At 47.5% G+C, this 22,852-nt stretch carries 19 protein-coding genes and 3 pseudogenes; 2 read left to right on the top strand and 20 right to left on the bottom strand.

The window, feature by feature from the left end; genetic code table 11:
- Positions 1-106 precede the first annotated feature (106 nt).
- The 9 genes and pseudogenes from AB5170_RS16245 to AB5170_RS16205 all read right to left on the bottom strand — a co-directional run bounded on the left by AB5170_RS16245 (position 107) and on the right by AB5170_RS16205 (position 11,625).
- Positions 107-1,207 (bottom strand): glycoside hydrolase family 172 protein, encoded by a 1,101-nt coding sequence (locus AB5170_RS16245; RefSeq protein ID WP_005423676.1) that lies wholly within the window; start codon positions 1,205-1,207, stop codon positions 107-109.
- A 27-nt stretch (positions 1,208-1,234) separates the two neighbouring features.
- Complete coding sequence (locus tag AB5170_RS16240; protein WP_368361524.1) at positions 1,235-3,214, bottom strand: alpha-amylase family glycosyl hydrolase; 1,980 nt, start codon at positions 3,212-3,214, stop codon at positions 1,235-1,237.
- Positions 3,211-4,293, bottom strand: coding sequence for a LacI family DNA-binding transcriptional regulator (locus AB5170_RS16235; RefSeq protein ID WP_368361522.1), 1,083 nt, complete (start codon positions 4,291-4,293; stop codon positions 3,211-3,213). The genes AB5170_RS16240 and AB5170_RS16235 overlap by 4 nt, the downstream gene beginning before the upstream one ends.
- Before the next feature lie 68 nt (positions 4,294-4,361).
- On the bottom strand, positions 4,362-5,915 hold the full coding sequence (locus tag AB5170_RS16230) for a hypothetical protein (RefSeq protein WP_368361521.1): 1,554 nt from the start codon (positions 5,913-5,915) through the stop codon (positions 4,362-4,364).
- Between the two features lie 14 nt (positions 5,916-5,929).
- Positions 5,930-6,724 carry a polysaccharide deacetylase family protein gene (locus AB5170_RS16225; protein ID WP_368361520.1) on the bottom strand — a complete coding sequence of 265 codons (795 nt, stop codon included), beginning with the start codon at positions 6,722-6,724 and terminating at the stop codon, positions 5,930-5,932.
- Positions 6,725-6,847: 123 nt separating this feature from the next.
- Positions 6,848-8,049 (bottom strand): annotated as a pseudogene (locus tag AB5170_RS16220) (glycoside hydrolase family 32 protein).
- Positions 8,050-8,479: 430 nt separating this feature from the next.
- Positions 8,480-9,337: a carbohydrate ABC transporter permease gene (locus AB5170_RS16215; protein ID WP_368361519.1), complete on the bottom strand. Its 858-nt coding sequence runs from the start codon at positions 9,335-9,337 to the stop codon at positions 8,480-8,482.
- Positions 9,337-10,221 carry a carbohydrate ABC transporter permease gene (locus AB5170_RS16210; protein WP_144368412.1) on the bottom strand — a complete coding sequence of 295 codons (885 nt, stop codon included), beginning with the start codon at positions 10,219-10,221 and terminating at the stop codon, positions 9,337-9,339. The genes AB5170_RS16215 and AB5170_RS16210 overlap by 1 nt, the downstream gene beginning before the upstream one ends.
- 96 nt (positions 10,222-10,317) lie before the next feature.
- Complete coding sequence (locus AB5170_RS16205; protein ID WP_368361518.1) at positions 10,318-11,625, bottom strand: ABC transporter substrate-binding protein; 1,308 nt, start codon at positions 11,623-11,625, stop codon at positions 10,318-10,320.
- Between the two features lie 384 nt (positions 11,626-12,009).
- Between AB5170_RS16205 and AB5170_RS16200 the strand changes: the two are divergent.
- Positions 12,010-13,696, top strand: a pseudogene (locus AB5170_RS16200) (glycoside hydrolase family 3 N-terminal domain-containing protein); the annotation flags it as partial.
- Between the two features lie 33 nt (positions 13,697-13,729).
- The gene (locus AB5170_RS16195) at positions 13,730-14,062 is read left to right on the top strand and encodes a fibronectin type III-like domain-contianing protein (protein WP_368361526.1); all 333 of its coding nucleotides are present in this window, start codon (positions 13,730-13,732) and stop codon (positions 14,060-14,062) included.
- On the opposite strand, the gene AB5170_RS16190 is transcribed toward AB5170_RS16195, so the two are convergent.
- The 11 genes and pseudogenes from AB5170_RS16190 to AB5170_RS16140 form a co-directional block, all read right to left on the bottom strand.
- Positions 14,049-14,900: an alpha/beta hydrolase fold domain-containing protein gene (locus AB5170_RS16190; protein WP_368361517.1), complete on the bottom strand. Its 852-nt coding sequence runs from the start codon at positions 14,898-14,900 to the stop codon at positions 14,049-14,051. The two genes, AB5170_RS16195 and AB5170_RS16190, sit on opposite strands and share 14 nt — an antisense overlap.
- Positions 14,901-15,158: 258 nt before the next feature.
- Positions 15,159-15,284, bottom strand: coding sequence for a hypothetical protein (locus tag AB5170_RS16185; protein WP_264293654.1), 126 nt, complete (start codon positions 15,282-15,284; stop codon positions 15,159-15,161).
- Positions 15,285-15,348: 64 nt separating this feature from the next.
- Positions 15,349-15,759 carry a hypothetical protein gene (locus AB5170_RS16180; RefSeq protein ID WP_368361516.1) on the bottom strand — a complete coding sequence of 137 codons (411 nt, stop codon included), beginning with the start codon at positions 15,757-15,759 and terminating at the stop codon, positions 15,349-15,351.
- The gene (locus AB5170_RS16175; protein WP_368361515.1) at positions 15,722-15,913 is read right to left on the bottom strand and encodes a hypothetical protein; all 192 of its coding nucleotides are present in this window, start codon (positions 15,911-15,913) and stop codon (positions 15,722-15,724) included. Before AB5170_RS16175 ends, AB5170_RS16180 begins: the two co-directional genes overlap by 38 nt.
- A gap of 400 nt (positions 15,914-16,313) precedes the next feature.
- A pseudogene (locus tag AB5170_RS16170) lies at positions 16,314-17,069 on the bottom strand (reverse transcriptase/maturase family protein); the annotation flags it as partial.
- A 665-nt stretch (positions 17,070-17,734) separates the two neighbouring features.
- Positions 17,735-18,016, bottom strand: a complete 282-nt coding sequence (locus AB5170_RS16165; protein ID WP_368361514.1) for a hypothetical protein — start codon at positions 18,014-18,016, stop codon at positions 17,735-17,737.
- A 452-nt stretch (positions 18,017-18,468) separates the two neighbouring features.
- Entirely contained in the window at positions 18,469-19,455 is a 987-nt protein-coding gene (locus AB5170_RS16160) for a LacI family DNA-binding transcriptional regulator (RefSeq protein ID WP_368361513.1), read from the bottom strand.
- A 100-nt stretch (positions 19,456-19,555) separates the two neighbouring features.
- On the bottom strand, positions 19,556-20,098 hold the full coding sequence (locus AB5170_RS16155) for an HdeD family acid-resistance protein (RefSeq protein ID WP_368361512.1): 543 nt from the start codon (positions 20,096-20,098) through the stop codon (positions 19,556-19,558).
- On the bottom strand, positions 20,095-21,924 hold the full coding sequence (gene ftsH, locus AB5170_RS16150; RefSeq protein ID WP_368361511.1) for an ATP-dependent zinc metalloprotease FtsH: 1,830 nt from the start codon (positions 21,922-21,924) through the stop codon (positions 20,095-20,097). The genes AB5170_RS16155 and ftsH overlap by 4 nt, the downstream gene beginning before the upstream one ends.
- A 38-nt stretch (positions 21,925-21,962) precedes the next feature.
- Positions 21,963-22,403 (bottom strand): hypothetical protein, encoded by a 441-nt coding sequence (locus AB5170_RS16145; RefSeq protein ID WP_226820626.1) that lies wholly within the window; start codon positions 22,401-22,403, stop codon positions 21,963-21,965.
- A gap of 284 nt (positions 22,404-22,687) precedes the next feature.
- Positions 22,688-22,840, bottom strand: a complete 153-nt coding sequence (locus AB5170_RS16140) for a nucleotidyltransferase family protein (protein WP_195478088.1) — start codon at positions 22,838-22,840, stop codon at positions 22,688-22,690.
- Positions 22,841-22,852: the final 12 nt, after the last annotated feature.

Raw genomic sequence — 22,852 nt, 5'->3', positions numbered from 1 at the left:
ATCAATTTAACAAGCCCCAGCAAAAAGCCGGGGCTAATACTTCAATTATTTTAGGACATTTTCAAAAACGCTTGACAGCCAAAATGAAGAAAATGTGCTTCCATACTCATCTCGGCCAGCGCTCTTCCTTTTTCAAAAGCGGAGCAAACGCCTGATGTGGCTCGCTCTGATACCAGTAAGCCACGCTTGCCACATCGTCCTGCCGTTCAAAATTTCCCTTATGGCAGCCTCCGATCTGCTGAAGCGTCACGCGCAGATCCTCCTCAAACAGAATCGGATCCAGAATATGCCAGCGATAAAAGCCACGCTGCGGAAGTGTATCATCATTATGATACGCACTCCAGGCCCGCTCATCGTGTGTGGAATAATACGGATATCCGAGGAACGGCGTATTGTAATTCTGCTCCACCGTCTTCCCGTCCACCTGCTTTGCAAAGCTCCAGGAGCCGCCGAAATAGTCCTCCATCCCGGTTCCACAGATCGTCGGATATTCCTCATCTCCGTCAATATAGAACTTCATCTCACCTTCGCCATACCAGTAACGCTCCAGTGATGTATGGGCAATATACGTGCCGACATAATGTCCGCGTCCCTTCACGCCATCCAGAATCGTATAATCCTTCTGCAGCTGCGTCAGCTTCTCCCTGCGCCACTGTGCATGGAAGTATAAGGTATCCTCCGGCTGCTCATCCAGCTCCAGATAATCAACCTGATAAAAGAAGCACTCCAGCTCTGTCTCGTGCTGATTTTCCAGTGTGATCCTTGCCCGCTTTCCGAACGGCATCTGAAAATAGCAGTTAAAACCTCTCGCCGGAACCACGCAGATCGGAAGGGAATTGACGATACAGTCCCTGGCAAAGCCGCAGCAGAAGAAGTCCCCGAGCGGGCTCTCCACAGAAGGTGTCTCCTCATCATCCCAGTACATCCGCAGCACCAGATCGCGCAGAACATAATAGTCCTTTTCCGTCTGATCTGCTACCGTGATCCAGATATGATTGATCACGCCCGGCCCTTTGATATCTGCCAGCGTTGTCACGCTTCCGGAAGCAAGGTTTCGCAGACACGGAGAACCTTTTCTGGAAGGTCCCAGATTGCTGGGTGCCATCCCGCCCTTTCCTTTTTCGCCTGTCGGATTTTCTGCATTGACAGAACGGCTTCTGCCTCTTTTTGCTGTCGTCAGATCTGAAATACCACCAAATCCATTCATTTCTTTTTCCTCCTACAATTTACTTTTTTACAGCTTTTTCAGATAATAGTAACCAAACGCCGGAATATTAACCCCGCATGCCTTCATCTTCTGTCCAGAGATCAGGTCGACATACAGACCGTCATTTCCATTGATCCATGCCGTCTTGTCATACTCACTGAAATTAAACAGACCGTAAATTTTCTCTCCGTCATAAAATCTTCCGATACAGAGTACACCCTTTTCCCACGTCTCGACTGTCCATGTATCTGCATAGGAGACAAACGCCTTCTCTTCCTTGCGGATCTGCTCCAGCTTTTGCAGGCCAAGGAACATTTTCCCTTCTACGGTAGACAGATCGTTTCTCTTTTTTGCCAGATCCCAGTGCATCACGCCACGGTGAATGTAACGGGAATCTGCCACCTTGTTCGGATCATCCTTGTAGGTATAATCGTTGACCTGTGCGATCTCGTCTCCGCTGTAGAGTACCGGAATACCGGACTGCATAAACATATACGCATGCAGCATCAGATCCTTGCGGATTGCCAGATCCATCGCGGCCGGATCCTGCTCAAAACCGGCTTTTTCGATTCCACACATGGAAGCGGTCGTTCCGCAGAACCGCGCATCTCCGGTCACCGGATCGGCATTGTACAGCTCACCTCGGCTCGTGCTGTTTCCTGCATAGCCCTGGAAATAGTCATTCAGATACTGCTTGTGGGAGCGCTCCATCATGCCCTCCTGCTCCAGTGTCGCATAATCCAGTCCCCAGCCGATATCATCGTGGCAACGCAGGTAATTCAGAAATACATAATCCTTTGGCAGACTGTCCACGATATCCAGCTGCTTCTTTAAAAGGCTCACATCACGTGTCGCTACGGTATGCCAGGTCGTAGCCATCGTCGTCACATTGTAGAGCATGTGGCATTCCGGCTTCTCGACTGTGCCGAAATACGGAACGACCTTCTCCGGCTCCATGACTACCTCACCGAGCAGCAGAATACCCGGGCAGACGATCTCACCGATCATACGCATCATGCGCACAATCGTATGCACCTGCTGAAGATTCCGGCAGGTCGTACCGAGTTCCTTCCATATATATGGCACCGCATCGATCCGGACAATGTCGATTCCCTTATTTGCAAGGAAGAGGAAATTGTACATCATCTCATTGAACACGCGCGGATTGCGGTAGTTCAGATCCCACTGATACGGATAGAAGGAGGTCATGACAAAATGTCCGGCATCCGGAAGCCAGGTAAAGTTGCCCGGTGCTGTCGTCGGAAATACCTGAGGAACCGTCTGTTCATATTTTGCCGGAATATCCCAGTTGTCAAAGAAGAAATAACGGCCCATATACTCGCCATCTCCCTGACGCGCACGCTTCGCCCACTCGTGATCCTCTGAGGTGTGATTCATGACAAAATCCATGCAGACATTAATGTCCTTCTCATGGCAAGCTGCGGTCAGATGCTCCAGATCCTCCATTGTGCCAAGCTTTTCCTGTACCTTGCGGAAGTCTGATACTGCATAGCCACCATCGGAGCGCCCCTCCGGAGTATCCAGAAACGGCATCAGATGAATGTAGTTGACGCCACACTGTTCTATATAATCCAGCTTCTTCTGCACGCCCTTCATATTGCCTGCAAAATTGTCGATGTAGAACATCATGCCCATCATGTCATTCTGCTTGTACCAGTCCGGGCGTTTCTCTCTGCTCGCATCAGATGCACGCAGATCGGTATTTCGCTCCATGTAGAAGCGTTTCATATTGTCGCACAGCTCTGCAAACATGGAGCTGTTGCCATAAAGCTCCATATACAGCCAGCGCAGCTCCTCAAAGTGCCGGTCAAACCGCTTCCGGTACGTCGCTTCGATTGCATCCTCGCGTGCTTTTTGGGCTGCCTCTGCCTCGCGCAGTGCAGCCACCTTCTCAGCTGCCGCCTTATCCTCAGCTGTCATCGTGATTGCCACGGTCGGCTGCTGTAATGTCTCCTGCTTTGTTGTCTTTTTTCTCGTTCTTTTCATCTTCTATCCTCTCCCTCCAGAATCGGAAGCATGATGCCCTGTTTCTCCTTTATATCAGTCTCTGGCAGTGGAAGCGTCGTCCCGCCGTCCTGAAAGACAATCGGCAGATCCACAATATCCTCCACCGCTTCTCCATTCAGAAGCCGCATCAGACAATCAACACTTGTCTTTGCGATTATCCCGGTATCCTGATAAATACTCGACACAAATGGCTGTCCGGTATTCATCCAGCGCAGCCCGTCATAACCAATCACCTGCACATCCTCCGGGACACGCAGGCCCATCTGCTCCAGCTCCTCCTGAATGACGACTGCCAGATGATCAGTACCTGCAAAAATCCCGTTCGGCCTTCCATTTTCCGTCATCTGATTATTCATATGTGCCTGCAATACACTTCCGATCAGGCTACGTGCAGAAAAGGATGAGTACACGGACGGTACCTGCTTCTCGGAAAACGTAATGCTTGCATATGGAATCTCGTTTTCTTCACAATATCCTTCAAAACCAAGTCTGCGCTTTCGCACCTCATTGTCCACTGACATAATGGTCTGCACAAGCAACAGGTTCGTCGCACCGCGCCGGGCCAGATTCTCTGCCGCCATACGTCCGCCCAGATAATTATCTCCGGATACACACGGAATATTTTTTGAAAAACGGCGCTCAATCGACACAAATGCCAGCGTATCATCCAGATATTCCTCCACATCACTGAACGTGACACCGATGATACCGTCGACCTTATTGGCTCTGGCCATTTCGATATATTTGATCTCTTTCTCTTTCTCGCCGTCTGAAATACACAGCAGTGGCTGTTTGTCATAGGCAGAAAGTGCATGCTCCAGCCCCTGCAGCAACAGGCTGTAAAACGGATTGATAATATTAGGCAAAATGACAACGACATAGTCGGTGCGCTGTGTACGCATCTTCCGCGCGATCCCATTCACCTGATAGCCCAGCTTCTGAATCGACCTCTCGACCCGCTGTCTCCGCTCTTCACTTACCTTTCCACCGTTAATGACATTGGATACCGTTCCTACCGATACACCTGCATCCATCGCCACGTCTTTGATTGTTGCCATACCTGTTATCCTCACTTCTTTTCCGGTATTCGATTTTTTATCTGTTCAACCATTGTTCTTTCACACTTTTATTTCAGTACGCACCACTTTGCAGCTTCCGGAGCCGCATCTCCATGCAGCTTAAGCGTTTTTCCAAGTACATTTTCCTCGGTCTCAATGGTGCCGCAAAGCCGTCCGCCGTCTGCCAGGATATCCAGCATCTCCTGATCGATCACAACTGTCATATCAAGCGGCTTCGCCGGATCAAACACACCTCGCAGTTCTCCATCCAGCTCATGCTTCCGGTCGGTGTCCACCCAGAGCTCGCCATGTGTAAAGTCTATCCGGATCGTCGTCTCTCCGATCTCAAGAAGCTCTGTTCCTGTCATTCCGGCATTCCAGCTAAGCACAACTTCCCTTGCTTCCCCTGCAATGGAAATGGTCTCATTTTGCGGAAGTACCTCCCAGCTGCCGCGCATGGCATGCAGCTCCTCTGTCATGGAAAATGCCAGCTGCAATCCGTCCGCGCCATCCTTCAGGCAGATTTCCTGCGGAATTCCCATTGCGCCGCGATACCAGCCGTTTGCATTATCCAGCCGCACCCACGGAACGAGTAATACTCTCTCTCCAACATTTACAAAATTCTGTGCGGCATAGGCCCGTCTGCTGAAATAGGCCATCTTCCGCTCCGTCTTCGTCTGGAAGGTATAGCCGTCAAAGCTGCCGATCTGATAATAACCGTCCGCAGACCAGAATACCCATTCCTTCTTATCCGTCCCCTCTACCGGAACCTCGATCAGAAGCGGACATTCCCACATCCCCGGTACCGTCATCTTCTGCGTCTGCTCCCAGTGCAGTAAATCGGCAGAGCGCAGGATCAGAAAATCATTTTCCTCCAGGTACATAATCATCACATAGGCGTTTGATTCCGCATGCCAGAATACCTTCGGGTCGCGGTTTTCCCCGACAATCCACGGAACCAGCTCTTCGTCACGCTTATGAAGGGTTTTCGTTCCGTCTGTCGACCACATCAGCTTCTGTGTGAAGAGATTACCTGCTTCCTTCGACCACTCGTTCATCCCTCCTGCCGCTGTATAGAAAAACAGCAGTGCATCCTTTCCGTAACCGGCTGTATTTTTTTCATCAACCAGCGCACAGCCCGAATACATCGTGCCGTACTCATCCGGCGTGATTGCCACCTCCTGCTCTTCCCAGTGCATAAGATCCGTACTGATGGCATGTCCCCAGGACATGTTCTGCCATTCCGTCGAATACGGATTGTACTGATGGAACATATGATAAACGCCATCCGCATACACCAGTCCGTTCGGATCGTTCACCCAGCCGTATGCCGGCGTGTAATGCAGCCGCGGACGGTACGGATAATCATTCTGCGGACGCGTCTCCTCCTCGCGGATGCCAACGCCATCCAGATACTCCTCCCCTTTTTCGCTGACTATCCGAAGCTCTTTTCCAAGATACTCCGTTGCCTTCCATGCCCCGTAAAAATCAATATGCTCTTTTCCGAGGGAAACTTTCATCTCCTGAACCTTCTGATCCCCGTCATATACCGACACCCAGGCCATTTCTCCGGACATATCCACCGGAAACCAAAGATACTTCTCACTCACTGTAATTTTCATAAACGTTTCTCCCGTTATTTTCTCCACAAGCTGAAATTATATGGCTCTTTTGCAGGCTCTGCATCTTTGTAGCTCAAAAGCTTCACACCCTGCTCCTGTAAAAAGCTAAGAACCGTCGGATCATTGTAAAACTCATAATCATCCTCCCGCTCCCACGCAATAAATTCCCCGGAATAATTGTGATTTCCGGTCATCTTCATCTCATCTGAGGTCTTTGCCGGATGCAGCACCAGCTTGTACTGGCCCTCCATCTTTTGGATCTCTTTTTCAAACAACGCCCGGTCATGGGAAAAATTTCCGTTATCCGGAAGCATCCGGTTGTAATAGCGGTGGTTGATCAACCCCTCTTCCTCTACCCACCGGTCAAATTTTTCTGCCAGTCCCGGAATGTCTCCCTCCGGCATCATATGAGAGTCAATATACGCTATCGGGAAGCCCACCTTGCGCAGCCGATCCAGCTGATACTTGTATTCGGTAATAATCTCATCCAGATCCGGCTTTGCCGCTGCCAGCTCCAGCACATCCTGGTAAAAAACGCCCCGGTGGTCGATCAAACTTTTCACTTTCTCCTTCGGCGCTACCGGTCCCCATACGACCCGATCCCATTCTGCATTGATCACACTGTGCATACCAAACGTGACATCCTTACTGGATGCAAGCATTTCCGCTGCTTCCTCCAGATATGGTGCACATGCCATCACGGATACATTTTTTACAATTCCTTTTTTTGACACTTCATAAATCGCCTGGTTCGCCGAATGGCTAGACCCAAAATCATCTGCTCTTGTAATTAAAGCTTTATCTAACATAGTAATCTCCATTCTATCCCCGTTGGCAAAGCGGAAACATCCTCTCTGCCAACTGCTCAGCACTGCGCACATCTGAATCAGGAAATGCTTACTCTGCCTTCATAACAGATGTGGGCAAGGTTCTTACCGGATCAGGAACAGCTCTGCTTCCATCTCACCGGAAAGTTCAATACTTTTCACAAGTTCCCCGTTTCCCGGAACATAATAGCAGGCTGTATCTTCATTAACTGCGATCTCCAGCACCCCACGGTCTGCCAGAATCGTCATATTCCTGATTTCCCGGATGTCAAGACGGTTCATAAAGGTAAATGCCAGCTTTTTCTTTTCGGCATCCCATTCAATCCGTTCGCCGCAGATCCACAATGCAAAAGGCGTATTCTCGGAAAAAGTCAGCTGCAGCAGCATCGCTCCGTCCTCTTCCCAGCAAAATTCCATCGGTTCCTTCTGAACCGTCCGCCAACACAACGGAATCTTCTGCTGCTGCAGCTCCCGGCACAGCGGTTCGGATAAGACATATTCACCGCCGTCTTTTTGAAGCTGCATTTCTCTCGGAGCGCCCATCAGGCCGCGATGATTATAATACGGCTGCGTATGTCCGCGCAAAAACGGGATCTGGAGTACACGTCCATCCAGATTGGCGACCGTCTGTGCCGCATAGACCTTCTCGCTTCCGTAAAATCTTCTTCCCGGCTGCGTCGCGGTAAACTGCATGCCGTCAAATTCTCCCACCAGGTAAAATCCGTCCGGTGTCCAGAACAGCCATTTTTCTTCTCCGGTGCTTTGTACTCTCAGCCGGACAAGATCCGGACATTCCCATGCCTCCGGAATCACCAGACTCTGCGTCTGTTTCCAATCCTTCATATTGTCTGAGACAAAAATTCCGAATTCATGCCCATCCAGGAATAATACCATAAACCAGTGCTTTTGTCCAAACCTGTATACCTTTGGATCCCGGTTTTCAAAAATCTGATTTGGCAGTATCTCACCCAGCGCCTGAAAATGCGTTCCATCCTCGCTCCACGCGATTTTCTGACACATCTTCTTCCCACGGCTCCATACGCTGTGATTTCCGGCACAGGTGTAATAGACCACCAGTGCATCCTCCGGCACTTCCGGCAGCTCACCCTCATGCAAAATGGCACTTCCGGTAAAAGCCGCGCCGTCTGCCGCCGGGAGCAGCGCCTCCTCCAGCTGCTGCCAGTGCAGCAAATCGCTGCTCACCGCATGCCCCAGCTCATATTGTTCCACTGAATACCAAACGGATTGTGCTGAAAATACAGATGATAGCTTCCCTGATACCAGCACGCTCCACAGACATCATTCATCCATCCGCTTTTCGGTGCAAAATGAATCCATGGCTGAAATGGCTCTGTATTTGGCAAGAGCTCATCCGACTGCAGAAACGGAACCGGCCGGTCCTCCTCATGCACAAACGTCAGTACCGAACCCTTCCATCGTTCTACCGGAAGCTCCGCATAAAAATCCGGTGCCCCGGATCCATAATCCACAAAAAGGCCTGCCTGGAACTGCAGCACTGCGGTCAGTTCCTGGTAAAGCCACACATTTTTTTCAATTGCATCTTTTCTGATCGGTATCCGAAGATAATTTTTTTCAATTAAAACCCGCTGATTCATGCGTTTTTCTCCTTGCATCTTCGTATTATCTCTGCCAAATAAACAGATTTACTGTATGCAGAAAAGGGCAACGCATTTTTACTAAATTGCTGCATTGCCCTTTTTCTTGCTTATACATTCATCAGGATTTTACTGCTCCTGCAACAACACCTGCAATAATATACTTCTGCAGCACGACATATAAGATAATAATCGGAATAATCGACATCACAAGGCCTGACAGAAGCAGATCCATCTGATTTGAATAAGTACCCTGGAACAGCGACATCGCTACCGGAAGGGTATATACCTTCTTGTCGGTCAGTATCAGGCTCGGCAGCAGGTAATCGTTCCACAAAGACAGGACATACAGGATGACCAGTGTCGCCGTCGGCGCCTTCAGCAGTGGAAATACGATGGAGAAATATGTCCGGAACGGGCCTGCACCATCAATGTGCGCCGCCTCCTCCAGTGCCAGAGGAACACTTTCCTTGATAAAGCCATGATACATGAATACCGCCATTGAGACAGAAAAGCCCAGATGCATGAAAATCAGCGTATATCTGTGATTCAGCAGACGGAACATGCCGCCGTAAATGGAGATCAGCGGGATCATGACTACCTGGAACGGAATGACCATCGAAAACATCATCAAAAGGAACAGGAGTTTATTGATCTTCCAGTCTTTTCTTACAAAGATGTAAGCGCACATGGAAGAAAACAGAATGATCAGAAGGACACTGATACCTGTTACTAGAAAGGAGTTCTTAAATACATTCAAGAAATCCAGTCTCTGGAAAGCTGTGATGTAGTTGTCAATCGTGAATCCCTTCTTGCCGCCGAAGCTGAGCGGCAGCTTTGTAATATCACGCTTATCCTTAAAGGAGTTCAGCACGATCATGAAAAACGGAAACATATAAAACAGGAACAGCAATACCGCAACCACCGTACGGATAATCGGTCTTATTTTGCTGGATTCTACACTTCTTCCCTCATCCATTACGCTTCTACCTCCTTCCGCTTATTCATAACAGCCTGAGAAACTGCAATAATCGCCGTAAACAGGAACAGAATGACCGCCTCGGTCTGACCCGGTCCGTAGGACTTTGTCACAAATGCCTTGTTGTATACGTACATTGCCGCCATAACGGTAGAACCGAACGGGCCGCCCTCAGTCAGGGCAAGGTTCAGATCGTAAACCATGAAGCAGCGGGTAATTGTCAGGAACAGACAGATCGTAAAGGAGGAACGCATCAGCGGGATGACAATGCTTCTTGTCACCTGGCTCTCCGTACATCCGTCGATCTTGGCAGCCTCGCGCAGGTCGGCAGATACACTTGTCAGTCCTGCGATGTAGATCAGCATCATGTAACCGGACAGCTGCCATACCGTTACGATGATCAGTGCGATAAATGCGGGTACCGGGGAGGACAGCCAGGACTTGGATAAAAATCCGATGCCTGCGTTCTTACCGATATAAACCAGAATGGTCTTGAAAATGAACTGCCAGATGTAGCCAAGTACGATTCCTCCGATCAGGTTCGGAACGAAGAAGCCTGCACGGAAGAACTTTTTGCCACGGAGCTTTCCGGTAACCAGCAGTGCCAGAAGAAATGCTACGACATTGACCAGAACCACGGACACAACCACATAGATCAATGTCAGTCCGAGTGCCTGCCAGAAGCCGGTATCCTTAAATAGCTCAGCGTAATTCGCAAGTCCTACAAACGGCTTTGACTTGGAAAGGCCGTCCCAGCTCGTAAAGGTCAGATAAAATCCGTATAAAAACGGGATAATAACTACTGCCATGAAGGCAAAGACTGCCGGTCCTGCAAAGGCCAGAAACAGTCCCGTATTTTTTAAAGACTCATTTTTTTTATTCATAATTCCCTCTCTTAATCGAAGAATAGCTGCCGCCACCGCCGACAGCAGCTATCATCAGCCGTTCAAGCTCTGTATGTCCATTGAATCGGTTCGGAATTATTTTGCAAGTCCGGTCCAGTAATCCTGAATCTCCGTTGCGAAGGTAGCGCGGTCGGTCTCACCTGCGAAGTACTTCTGCATGTAAGCACCAACGGTCTGCCAGTGATCTCCCGGGTAGGAGTACGGTACGTTGATGACTTTGCCTTCCTTCACGTAGTTCTGAACGCTCTGTGCCAGCATGTTGGTAACATCCTTGTCGATATTCGTGAATGCCGGGATCAGGGAGCACTGCTCGATCAGAACGCTCTGGCCTTCCTCAGACTCAACAAGCCAGTTCAGGAAATCCTTCGCTGCTGCCTGCTGCTGCTCATCATTGCACTCCTTGTCGATCATGACCTGCTTCGTTGCGCTGCCGCAGATGGAGCTGTTTACTGCTTCGTTCTCAGAGGTCTCATTCTGCATTACCGGCATGATACCGATCTCTGTGCCGTCTTCAATATAGGAAGAAATCTCTGCCCATGCCCAGTTACCATTGAAATAAATAGCTACTTCGCCTTCTGCCAGGTCTGCGCAGTTCGTAGCGTAGTCCGCTGCGAGCGGGTCATCCTTATTGATATTGTACTGAGCCAGAAGATCGAAGGTATCCATCAGAGCTGTGAATCTCTGGTTGGACATCAAATCTACGTTACCAGCCTTCAGGTCATCGATGAACTTGGAAGTTGTCTCCATCGTGCTGTCCTGCTCCTCATATACCTGTGTGAGGTAATGTCCTCCAAGAGCATAGTCCTCCATGTTCAGTGCTACCGGATACTCCATGCCGTTCTTAACGAGCTTCTCCAGCAGAACTGCCAGATCATCCATGTTCGTTACAGAAGACGGATCCCACTCTTCGCCGAGGGTCTCTTCGATCGCGGTCTTATTGTAAATCAGGCCACGGCCCTCAATGCAAAACGGGAAGCTGTAAAGCTTGCCATCTACAGATACACCGTAGGTCTCACCACCGTTTGCTGCCCAAGACTCATTGCTTAAGTCTGCACCATACTCCTCGCAGATATCAGCTACGTCCTGTACATCGCCCATGATCAGGGTCGGTGCATTGTTCGCTGCATATCTGGCTGCGATCTCCTGAGACGGTGAACCGCTGTCGCTGATCGTATAAACATCCAGTGATGCTCCGGTCAGCTCGCCCCACTCTGCTGCTGCATCTACCAGGTAATCCTGGAGCTCACTCTTTGTGTTCAGCATTGTGATGGAAACCCCATCGTAGCTTCCTGCCTCGTACGCAGAAGCGTTCACGTTCACGTTCACGCCCATAAGGCCAACCATCATGCTCAGTGCCATTGCTGTTGAAACTGCTTTTTTCATATTCATCCTCCTGTTTTTTCTGTTGCTTGTTTTGTTGAAATGAGTTATTTTGTGCCGTTCTTTTGAATCGTTTCATTTCTTGTTTTTTGCAACATTTATTGTGGTTACAGAATAACACAATCTTTTTCTGATTTCAATGCACAGATATGTACAATATCGTTTCCTGTTTTTGTGCACTTTTAACCTGTTTTCGTTTTCTGTTTCGTATTCCGGTTTTTGAACGTTCATTTTCGTTCTTTCATTTTTCATTATGAATATTCATTTTTTTGAATTTTCTGAATCGAATAAACAGAAGATTCATTTTTTTCGTTGCGATATGTTCCTTAATAAAAGTATAGGAATGCCCGTTTGATTTACTTGCAGGATGCCAGCTGAAATGATACGATGAAAGTAGCTAGGATTGCGAGAGCACTGATGCAGATTCAGGATGCCTATATAAACAGGCATCCGCATCATATCCCTCTTCTGTTTATGATGGATGTCATCCACGGCTACCGCACGATTTTTCCGGCTCCGATCGCGCAAGGCGCTTCCTTTGACCCGGAGATAAGCAAAAGGGCTGCTTCTGTCGCCGCACGCGAGACATCTGCCGCAGGAATCCACGTTGTCTTCTCTCCGATGGTTGACCTCGTCCGCGACCCGCGCTGGGGGGCGTGTCATGGAGTCCACCGGCGAAGATCCATATCTGAACAGCCGCTTTGCTGCGGCACAGATCCATGGCTTTCAGGGCGACGATATGAAAGAGGATGGGAAGGTGTGCGGCTGTATCAAGCATTTTGCCGGATATGGCGGTGCCGAGGCCGGAAGGGAATATAATACCGTACAGGTCTCAGAGCATACGTTCCGTGAGTATTACCTGCCCTCCTATGAAGCCGGAATCAAAGCCGGAGCCGGTATGGTCATGACAAGCTTCAACACCGTCAACGACATCCCTGCCACAATTAACCAAAAGCTCATGCGTCAGATGCTCCGTGAGGAGATGGGCTTTGACGGCGTACTGATCTCCGACTACGCTGCAATCCTTGAGACAGTCGCACATGGTGCTTCCTCCGATAAAAAAGATGCCGCACACAAAGCACTGCTCGCCGGTGTCGACATCGATATGATGACCGGCTGCTATGCCGGGGAGCTTGCAAAGCTCGTAAAAGAAGGCACGATTCCGGAGTCACTGATCGACGAGAGTGTCCTGCGCATCCTGCAGCTGAAAAATCAGCTCGGTCTCTTTGAGCATCCGCATAAGGATGCCGACCCTGAAAAAGAAGCCCGCTATATCCTCTGTCCGGAACATCGCGCGCTGGCCCGCGAGGCAGCTGCCGCTTCCTGCGTACTGCTCAAAAACGACAAAGTGCTGCCGATCCGCCCATCCCAGAAAGTAGCTTTTATCGGGCCGTACATCGACAATTACGAGATTTGCAGCAGCTGGGCCGTCACCGGACATCCAGAGGACTCCGTCACGATCCGACAGGCCGCTAAGGAACTGCTCCCGGACTCTGACCTCACCTTTTGCCACGGCACGACGCTTCTTCCGCGTGACCACGTCTTTGCCGGCTTTGCAGAGCCAAATCGCGCCGAAGAATTTTATGCCGACGTGTTTGCGGATCCGGAAAAGGCACTGGCAGATGCAGTCGCGGCCGCTAAGGCTGCTGATGTCGTCATTCTGTGTCTTGGAGAGCATTACCTCCAGACCGGCGAAGCGACCTCACGCACTGAGCTTTCCCTTCCGGAGAATCAGATGGAGCTGTTTTGCGCAGTAAAGACAGTCAATCCAAATGTCGCCGTTGTGCTCTTTAACGGACACCCGCTGCTTCTTGACGAGCTCTCCCGTAATGCCGCTGCAATTCTCCAAGCATGGCTTCCGGGTACTGAGGGCGGTCATGCGATCCTTGATCTTCTGACCGGTACAAAAAATCCATCCGGAAAGCTTCCGATGACATTTCCGCGGAATATGGGACAGATTCCGATTTACTACAACCATTTTTCTACCGGGCGTCCGCTGACCGGAACAGATCCACAGCGTTTTGTCTCCAAATACACCGATACGCCAAACACACCGCTCTTCCCGTTTGGATACGGATTAAGCTATGCAGAGTTCTCTTATTCTGATGTGAGCCTTTCTTCCGATTCTCTGACGAGCGAAGATTCCATCACTGCATCCGTACAATTAAAAAATACCGGTGCATGCACCGGTACGGAAGTCGTACAGCTCTATATTCAGGATGTTGCCGCGAGCACGGTTCGCCCGGTTCGGGAGCTGAAAGGCTTTACACGTATCACCCTGACTCCTGGTGAGACACAGACCGTCTCCTTCCGGATTTCCGAGGCAGAGCTGGCCTTCCACCGGGCAGACGGCAGCTACGGCACAGAGCCGGGTGCCTTCCGCGTATGGATCGGCGGCAGCAGTGCCACGGAAAACGGAACAGGATTTACTTTACGTTGAGCTTTTCTTTAAAAAAATCTGCGATGATTTTCCAGACTTCTCTCTGGAAAAAGTGCAAATCTGCGTGATCCGCGCCCTCGATGGCGATCAGATCCGCATCTGCGCCCGCTTTGGTCAGCGCCTCATACATCGCCTCGCCCTGTGTGTACGGTACCGTATGATCATTGGTGCCGTGCAGCAGTAAAAATGGCGGGGCATCCTTTGTCACATAGCTGATCGGGCAGGCCTTCATCGCCTCCTCTTCATGCAATGCCGCGTTTTTTCCAAGCATCAGAGATTCCGGCGCAGCCATCATCTCCACATCGGAAAGACGCGGCATTTTGCTGATATCCGCCGGAAGATACCACGGGCAGGCTGCCTGCACCGCACTGCTGTACTCCAGGTAATCCCCCTTGTCAAATTCCTTATGGCCACCGGCCAGAGCTGTCATAACCGTCAGATGTCCTCCGGCTGACTCTCCCATCACACCAAAGCGCTCCGGATCGATGCCATAGCGCTCACTGTGTGCCTTCAGATACCGGATCGCCGCCTTTACATCCTCAAGCTGTGCCGGGAATACCGCCTCGTTACTCGTGCGGTACTGTACGCTCGCCACGACAAAACCCTCGCGTGCCAGATCACAGAGGTATGCCAGATGTGCGCTCACACTCATCTGCAGCCACGCACCTCCGCAGATCCACACGATACATGGACGTTTTTCCGTGTGCTCCGGATAAATAACATCCAGCTTCAGATCCCGCACCGTATGCCCAAACCACGCATCTACCTGTGCGAACGCCACATCCGTGCTGACGACGTACTGCGGCTCTTTGACTGCTACCTGAATTACTTTTTTCATGAAATGAGTCCTCCTTAAAGCATCTATCAGCCATTGCACTCATTCGTACTAATTATAATATGGTATATCAGCAAAAACAATCGTGGCAATATAACATTTTGCTTACTTTATAAAAATGAACAATTGAGAATCTATGTTACTTTAAAAAGAATGAACAATATTCTTTTGTTCAAAACTGAATATTGTTCAAATATCAAATTTATGGACAAATTCCTTAAAGCCTTATTTTATAAGGTTTTTATGTGTTTTGTATAAAGTTCAAATTTTTCGAGAGTTTTTAGCACATCTTGGATTCCCCAACTCACTTTTCTCACAATAATTCACATACACCATCGGCTCCATATCTTTTGGAAGCTCCGGATCATAGGCTTTCAGTCTTTCCATCAATACACCTGCACGAACAGATAAGCCTGATGGAAAAGGGAGATTCCACCAGGCTCTTTCAGATCTACTCTTCCGTTTCCGGAAAAGACGGCTTATATCGTTTGTTTGCAGATTGTGGCACTACGATTTCAAAAAAATAATATCCAAGATACCGGAGAGCTACTTTTTTCTTCCGGTAAAAACTTGCCCGGCTCATCCCCAGTTCAAGCATAATTTCCATATCTGTCATTTTTCTGTGTCTGCAGAAGCAGCCATAAAGCACATCATAATATTCGGTTCCAAAATTCGGGGTAAAATATTTTACCAATGTCATTGCCCGGTTGACCATATCGCAAAGTCCATAGATTAGAATGATATTGTTTACTTCTTTTTTCAGTTTTCCTAAATTCATGCGGTAATCGTAAGAATCCATATACTGAAGAGCATAAGCCATGTTCTCATTGATCTTTTCCTGACACTCCTGCTCTATATTCATCCAGAACCATCTGATTTTCCAAAATCAAGTCCTGATAATTGTTCATCAGTTCCTTGATTTTTCCATAGTACAGGTTCATTCTTTCTTCTGTATGGCGTGCTGCATTTAAGGTTACTTCTTTAAACGATCTGATCGCATAATCTCTTTCTGTCATTATCAAAATCTCCTTTTCGTATTGAATCGTCTTTCTCTGACGTTCTACACTCCCATCCCTGTGATTTTGACGGAAGCTCAATAAGAATTATTCTTGAGCAGGGTCACATCTGCATAGACAATATAGTGGGTATATTGTTTCATGGACATAAATGTAATGCCCTTATATGTCAATCTGAAAAGAGCAAAAGGGAAAGGTCAGCTCTTCTGCAGATCCTGTTTTCTTTCTTAAATCTTTACGCACTCTTGTATTCCTTATTGTTTGCTCTCTTGCTTGGTAAACTGCGCATGTAGTTAATAGCGTCCTTTTGCAGCCGCAGAGCTTCCTTTCTTTGTTGCTCATTCCAATTTTCCCAATTTGCTCGGTTTTTTCTTCTGATGTAGTATAATTTGCTTGCTGCCCTTTGATACTCAAGGTTTTCTTTTGATTTACCTTTATTGAAGCTTTTCTTTAAGTTTTCCGCAAAATCGTCCAGCTTCGACAGATGTATATTTGCCAATATTGGACTTACTCCTGAACCCTGAGGAGTTCCTGAGAAAGTGCAGTTATAAGCCCATTGCTCCATGTAGCCTGCCTTCAACATTTTCCAAATGAGAGCCAAGAAATTTTCATCCTCGATTCTCTCCCTCAGAATATTCACTAGCACATGGTGGTCAAAGCTATCAAAACAGGCATGAATATCACCTTCTACAAACCATGTGATTCCGGTGAATTGATTCTGTATTTGCTGTAAAGCCGAGTGACAGCTTCTTTTAGGTCTGAATCCATGAGAGCAGTCTGAGAAATTTGGTTCATATATACTCTCAAGAATCATTTTTACAACCTCTTGTACTAATTTGTCTTCTGTTGATGGAATTCCCAATGGACGCTTCTTTGTGCTGTTTTTCTTTTCAATATACACTCGCCTTGCGGGATTCGGCTGATAGCTGAAACTCCTAATGCTTTCGATGAGAGCACTTATTCGCTTCTCGCTCATACCATCTAGGCTTTTGCCATCCACACCAGATGTCATACTTCCTTGAGATTGGCTTATATTCTTATAAGCTAGAAAATAAAACTCTGGGTTGTATAAATTCCGATATAATCTTTTAAATTTATACTGTTTGTTTATTGCTTGTTCTGAAAGACTTTTCAATACCTTTACTGGTTCTCTCAATGTCTCACACATCCTTCCTCGTTTTAGTATTGAATGATAAACTGCCGTCCTTCGCCATGTGGGCGTTATTATTCGCTTCCGATTTTACGGCTATCCTTGTCAATCCAAGGTCCTCGAACTACTATGACGGCTCCGTTACCATGCTGAATATTCAGAGTCATCTCTCTTGCTTTTTACACTTGAGATTTTTCACCTTTCGGCATTACTCATAGCCACTTGGGCATTTCAGTTTAGGTAATCCCCGTTTAGCTTCATTGTGATAAGTTGTACTATTATCGGTATGGGAGTTTTCGTCATTTTCCATTACTTATGGCTGGCTTACGTTGATTATCCCGCGGATTGCAGACAGCAAAATACTAATCCGCCAACGTACCACCGTAACATCTTCCATTCGGTGTGGAGATGGTTAGCTCCAGCCTCTGACTTTCCTTCAAGCAGTTTAGCCTTCATCCTTATATAGTACCTTTCGCCTCGACACTCAGTCGCAGCCTGGAAGATTCGCTGACTTGTGCCTTTACAAACGTGCTGTTGTCCCCTTCATGTTTCCACTCGAGGTTAGTTGTTGACGATAAGATTGTGTTTTTTGCACTTGATAATTTTTCTTATTACTTTCTCATAGTAAAATCACAATGACCCACGACAATTGGGCGTCCACCCCAACCGCCTTACGGGCGCACCGGGTCTACCATAGAGATTGTATATGGATCATTCGCAGAATATCTGGTAGCCAGATGAGCAGATACTGTATCACTGTTGTAATAAACCTCTACGCCAACGCCGGTCTCTTCTGCATACTGAGCAGCTAACTCTTCGAACTGGCTCTGAACCTCCATCTTGGAGTTAAAAATTGTGATGTTCACATCGTCTGCCATAACCGGTACAGATACACTTGCCATTGTTGCTGCTGCAGTTGCAACTGCAATTGCCATTGAAATACGTTTTTTCATTTTTGCTTCCTCCTGTTTTTTACGTTCTTATTGAGACGTTTTCTTGATGATTGTATGATAGCATTGCGCTTCTAATATGTTAAGCGGTTGTCATATTTTTCTGTGGTTTTAAAGTCATTTCATTAGTTTTATACTATTTCAAGCATCTTATTTTGTGCATTTTTACATGTGTTTTATATTGATATGTTGTGTAATTTCAGTTTTTTCTGTTTTTTCTTAAAATTCGCTCTTTTTAATATCGCAACCGTATATCATATCTGTTATGCTGAACAACATGTGCAAAAGCTTTGTTACCCTTTGCGTGCCAGATGCCACCTGCTTTAGCGGACAGATTCCTATTGCATAAAAAAATCAGCTGCTACGCAAAAGCCAGAGGCAATTGCTATAACAGCTGACTTGTATTTTTTTATTTTGGAAATTCCCAAATCATCTTAAAGAAACTCCTGTTTCCTTCAGGTTGTTCCCCGCTCAACCAGGGTAACAGGAAATACGGCTTTGGTGGGTACCATTTTTCCCTCATCGATCTGCGCAATGGCAGCAACTGCCATCTCTGCCATCTGCTCCACAGGCTGATGAATCGTCGTAAGTCCCGGACTGGTAAACTGCGCAATGTTCACATCGTCAAATCCTACGATTTTCAACTGCTCCGGAACCTTAATTCCCAGATCCGCGCATGCCTGCAGTACATAGGCACCAATAACATCTGAACTGGCAAATACGCCATCCACCTCAGGATTGTCTACCAGTGCCTGTCTTACATATTCATAATATTCCAGAGAATCAAAAAGACGGTTATCCGTTACCATAACCACATTTTCTTCATTTCGATTCTTACAGATATCACGGAATGCAACCTCACGAAGATCTCCTGGCATATGGATGTCGACCCCTGCACTTACTCCGCCGATAAACATCAGCTTCCTGCAGCCCTTCTCTATCAGCAGCTCCGTTGCAAGCACCCCGCCCTGATAGTTATCACATTCAATTCCGGAGGTTCCCTCATCCATGGAACGCTCCAGTGTGATCAATGGGAAATTCAGACCTTCGAATTTCTCTGTTTCAAAGCTTCCACTACAGAGAACCACACCTGCAACTCTTTCGCTTTTGCACATCTCAATGCACTGTTCTTCACGTTCTTCCTTATATCTGGAAACAAAGAGCATGATGCGGTATCCCCGTTTCGCAGCTTCTCTCTCCAGGCGGCTTAACACCTTGGAAAAATAAGGATGTTCAATACTCGGCAGAATAACTCCGATGGTATTACTTTTCTGCTTAGACAGAGCGCGAGCTGTCTCATTAGGCTGATAATTCAGTTCCTTCATCACCTGATATACTTTCTCTCTGGTCTTGTCACTGATATAGCCTCTGTTATTCAGGACTCTGGAAACCGTTCCTACCGTCAGACCCGAGGCCTTCGCCACATCCTTAAGTGTTGCCATATATATATCTCCTTTATTGCGAGCTGCAGTAATTTTTTAATTTCATCTTGATTTTATCACCTCGTAGTTTCTTGTGTCAACCGGTAAATATATTCTGCTTCTACATCCACCCGGCATCCATATTGCTGCATGCCATCACCACACTGTCGATTCCCAGAAGGATCAGATAGACGCCGATGATGAAGCCTGCGGAAAACAGAGCTATGGCAGGCCAGATGATCATGAAACAGCCCAGGATGATTCCAAAAATATTTACGATCATAGTAAAGTAACAGAAAAATTTTCCTGCCAGGCGGACCAGCGGGAGGTGGGTCAGTCTGGAAACGGAATGGGCGATGAACCAGATTGGGAGAAGCAAGGTCATGATCAGTTCTCCGGCGTTTGGATACATCAGAAGCATTAAGCCGGCAAGAAGACTCAAAATACCGGATATCAGGGCAACTGTAGGTGCAAAACCAACATAATGCTCCGTCTTTGCATAAAATACGATATCTGAGATTCCTGTAATCACAGCGAGAATGCCATATACGACGGTGATTCCCCGGATAGTATTTCCAGGATTAAATAAGGTGTAGATTCCAAGAAGGATCAGCAGGATTCCCTCGATGAGTTCCAGCCATCCATAGCGTGAACGTCTTCTCATTTTTCCTCACTCTCCTCTTTGTTCAAAATTTCCATAAACTCTTCACCGGTTATGGTCTCTTTTTCGTAAAGGAACATAGCCAGTTCATCCAGTTTTTTACGGTTGTCTGTCAAAATCTTTTTAGCTTTTTCGTGTTCCCGTTTCACAAGCTCTACCACTTTTTCGTCAATTTCCTTCTGGGTGTCTGCTGAACAGGAAAGAGATGCGTCACCACCAAGATACTGGTTGGTAACAGTCTCCATAGCCACCATGTCAAACTCGTCAGTCATTCCATAGCGGGTAATCATGGCTCTTGCAATTTTGGTGGCCTGTTCAATATCGTTAGAAGCGCCAGTAGTAATCTCGCCGAAAACAATTTCCTCTGCAGCACGTCCGCCGGTGAAGGTTGCAATCTTATTTTCCAGTTCTTTCTTTGTCATCAGATACTTGTCACCAGTTTCTACCTGCATGGTATAGCCGAGTGCACCGGAAGTACGCGGAATAATAGTAATCTTCTGAACAGGAGCGGAATGGTTCTGAAGGGCTGCCACCAGGGCATGTCCGATTTCGTGATAGGAAACCACTTTTTTCTCCTGGTCAGAGAGAACTGCGTTTTTCTTCTGGTAACCAGCGATTACCACTTCAATACTCTCTTCCAGATCTGCTTCTGTAACGATTGTACGTCCGTCACGGACTGCACGAAGTGCTGCTTCGTTTACAATATTTGCCAGCTCGGCTCCGGATGCACCAGATGCCATACGTGCGATAGTGTGGAAATCCACGTCATCGGATGCTTTGATTTTTCTTGCATGAACCTTCAGAATTGCTTCACGTCCTGTAAGATCTGGAAGCTCAACTGGTACGCGGCGGTCGAAACGTCCTGGACGGGTAAGTGCCGGGTCAAGGGATTCCGGGCGGTTGGTAGCTGCCAGAATGATAACCCCATTGTTGCCTTCGAAACCATCCATCTCTGTAAGCAGCTGGTTCAGTGTCTGCTCACGCTCATCGTTACCACCAACCTGGCCATCACGTTTTTTACCGATGGCATCGATTTCATCAATGAATACAATACATGGGGCTTTCTCTTTCGCCTGCTTAAAAAGATCACGAACTTTGGAGGCACCCATACCTACAAACATTTCTACGAATTCAGAGCCGGACATGGAAAAGAATGGAACATTCGCTTCTCCGGCAACTGCTTTGGCAAGCATTGTTTTTCCAGTACCTGGAGGGCCTACAAGGAGAACGCCTTTCGGCATGGAGGCTCCCACGTCTGTGTATTTCTTCGGGTTGTGAAGGTAATCTACAATCTCTGCAAGGTTTTCCTTGGCTTCATCCTCTCCAGCTACATCTGAGAAACGGATTCCTTCACTGGACTGAACGTAAACCTTTGCATTGCTTTTTCCCATGCCAAATGCCATGGAGTTTTTGCCTCCAGCCTGCTCCATCAGCTTCTTCGCCATATAATTTCCAAGAACTATGAAAATGATCAACGGCAGAAGTCCGGTTACCAGGAAGCTGAGAATCGGAGAGGCCTGCTGGTCAATGTCTTTGGTAAAGGTGGCACCGCACTCATACAGACGGTCGGTGAGATCGGGGTCATTCATAAGACCGGTTTTATAAATTTTTTCGTTGTTCTTATCGGTAAAGACGATCTGGTTATCTTCTACTTCTACTTTACCGATGTTTTTGTCATTGATCATGCTCATGAAGGTACCGTAATCGGTTTCTTCTACCTGATGCTCCATTAAGATTGGGGAAACCACCAGGTTAAAGACGATCAGTACCAGAAGCACAATGCCGTAGTAATAGATCAACGGCTTTTTTGGGGTTTTTACTTCTTTCATGGTTGTAGTCCTTTCTTATGTAAACTAATAGTGTCTACTCACTCTTCTGCCTCTTTCTTCTCTTCTAGACGCTGGGCTTCAATAGCCTCCAGCGATACCAGAAGTGCCCGGTTTACTGCCTGCATTGCAAAATCAAGGGCGTATTCTGCGGTGAGGATTTTCTTCTCCGTTCCCGGGAGCACATTTCCAAATATTGGCTCCTTATTTTTCAAATTTATGTTTTCTGCCTCCAGCACTTTTCCAACTGCTGCCTCCACCTGGTCGTAGACGCCTGCCAGCTTCATTACACAGTCTGTCTTGGAATGGCGAAGTCTGTTTTCCAAAGTGATACGGCTTTCCTGACATTCCTGTCGAAGATTCTGGATCTGTTGGTGGAGTCTTTCCGTATCCATACTCTCCGCCAGCTGAATCCGACTGTGGGTCTGTTCCAGTTTTTTATCCAGCTCGTACATTTTTACGGATAAAATTTCATGTGCCATATATGGTTCCCTCCTCTCCTTGCGGATTACGTTATCATTTCCATCCTTCCTCAAACAGGCTCTAGAACATGTTTGAAAAAGGCTTTCTGCAAGATGTGCGTCACAATCACGCTCCGTAATCCTGATAATTTTATTCTAGTACAAGCAAAAGAAAGTGTCGATAGTCAGAAATTTCACCGTGTATAGACAAAACGGGCAAAGTGTAAAAAATACACCTCGCCCGTTTGATCCCTTGTTTAGTTTCCTCCATGTACTTGCAATCGGCCTCTGGATTCTATTCCCAGTCAGTCTCCGCCATATACCGCTATATCTATATCGCTTCTTTCTGTATTGTTTCCCCTTGCACGCGATCCAAACAATATAACTTTTCTGACAGAATACCTCTTAGCAAACGTTACAATATCTTTTACAACCCTTTCCGGAAGATCATAGCCCATACTTTGCCGCCT

Source organism: Ruminococcus sp. RTP21484sp1_RTP21281st1_A8_RTP21281_210402, from assembly GCF_040914025.1.
GTDB classification, from domain to species: Bacteria; Bacillota; Clostridia; order Lachnospirales; family Lachnospiraceae; genus Blautia_A; species Blautia_A faecis.
The sequence above is the reverse complement of the archived record's forward strand: the minus strand, read 5'-3'. Positions and strand labels throughout refer to the sequence as shown.

Excerpts from the sequence above, each read along its gene's own strand:
- AB5170_RS16175 (WP_368361515.1), bottom strand. The coding sequence starts at position 15,913 with ATGACAGAAAGAGATTATGCGATCAGATCGTTTAAAGAAGTAACCTTA.
- AB5170_RS16190 (WP_368361517.1), bottom strand. The coding sequence starts at position 14,900 with ATGAAAAAAGTAATTCAGGTAGCAGTCAAAGAGCCGCAGTACGTCGTC.
- AB5170_RS16235 (WP_368361522.1), bottom strand. The coding sequence starts at position 4,293 with ATGGCAACAATCAAAGACGTGGCGATGGATGCAGGTGTATCGGTAGGA.
- AB5170_RS16140 (WP_195478088.1), bottom strand. The coding sequence starts at position 22,840 with ATGGGCTATGATCTTCCGGAAAGGGTTGTAAAAGATATTGTAACGTTT.
- AB5170_RS16145 (WP_226820626.1), bottom strand. The coding sequence starts at position 22,403 with ATGGCACATGAAATTTTATCCGTAAAAATGTACGAGCTGGATAAAAAA.
- AB5170_RS16225 (WP_368361520.1), bottom strand. The coding sequence starts at position 6,724 with ATGTTAGATAAAGCTTTAATTACAAGAGCAGATGATTTTGGGTCTAGC.
- AB5170_RS16245 (WP_005423676.1), bottom strand. The coding sequence starts at position 1,207 with ATGAATGGATTTGGTGGTATTTCAGATCTGACGACAGCAAAAAGAGGC.
- AB5170_RS16215 (WP_368361519.1), bottom strand. The coding sequence starts at position 9,337 with ATGGATGAGGGAAGAAGTGTAGAATCCAGCAAAATAAGACCGATTATC.
- AB5170_RS16180 (WP_368361516.1), bottom strand. The coding sequence starts at position 15,759 with ATGAATATAGAGCAGGAGTGTCAGGAAAAGATCAATGAGAACATGGCT.
- AB5170_RS16205 (WP_368361518.1), bottom strand. The coding sequence starts at position 11,625 with ATGAAAAAAGCAGTTTCAACAGCAATGGCACTGAGCATGATGGTTGGC.
- AB5170_RS16160 (WP_368361513.1), bottom strand. The coding sequence starts at position 19,455 with ATGGCAACACTTAAGGATGTGGCGAAGGCCTCGGGTCTGACGGTAGGA.
- AB5170_RS16185 (WP_264293654.1), bottom strand. The coding sequence starts at position 15,284 with ATGGAAAGACTGAAAGCCTATGATCCGGAGCTTCCAAAAGATATGGAG.
- AB5170_RS16230 (WP_368361521.1), bottom strand. The coding sequence starts at position 5,915 with ATGAAAATTACAGTGAGTGAGAAGTATCTTTGGTTTCCGGTGGATATG.
- AB5170_RS16240 (WP_368361524.1), bottom strand. The coding sequence starts at position 3,214 with ATGAAAAGAACGAGAAAAAAGACAACAAAGCAGGAGACATTACAGCAG.
- AB5170_RS16210 (WP_144368412.1), bottom strand. The coding sequence starts at position 10,221 with ATGAATAAAAAAAATGAGTCTTTAAAAAATACGGGACTGTTTCTGGCC.
- AB5170_RS16165 (WP_368361514.1), bottom strand. The coding sequence starts at position 18,016 with ATGAAAAAACGTATTTCAATGGCAATTGCAGTTGCAACTGCAGCAGCA.
- AB5170_RS16155 (WP_368361512.1), bottom strand. The coding sequence starts at position 20,098 with ATGAGAAGACGTTCACGCTATGGATGGCTGGAACTCATCGAGGGAATC.
- ftsH (WP_368361511.1), bottom strand. The coding sequence starts at position 21,924 with ATGAAAGAAGTAAAAACCCCAAAAAAGCCGTTGATCTATTACTACGGC.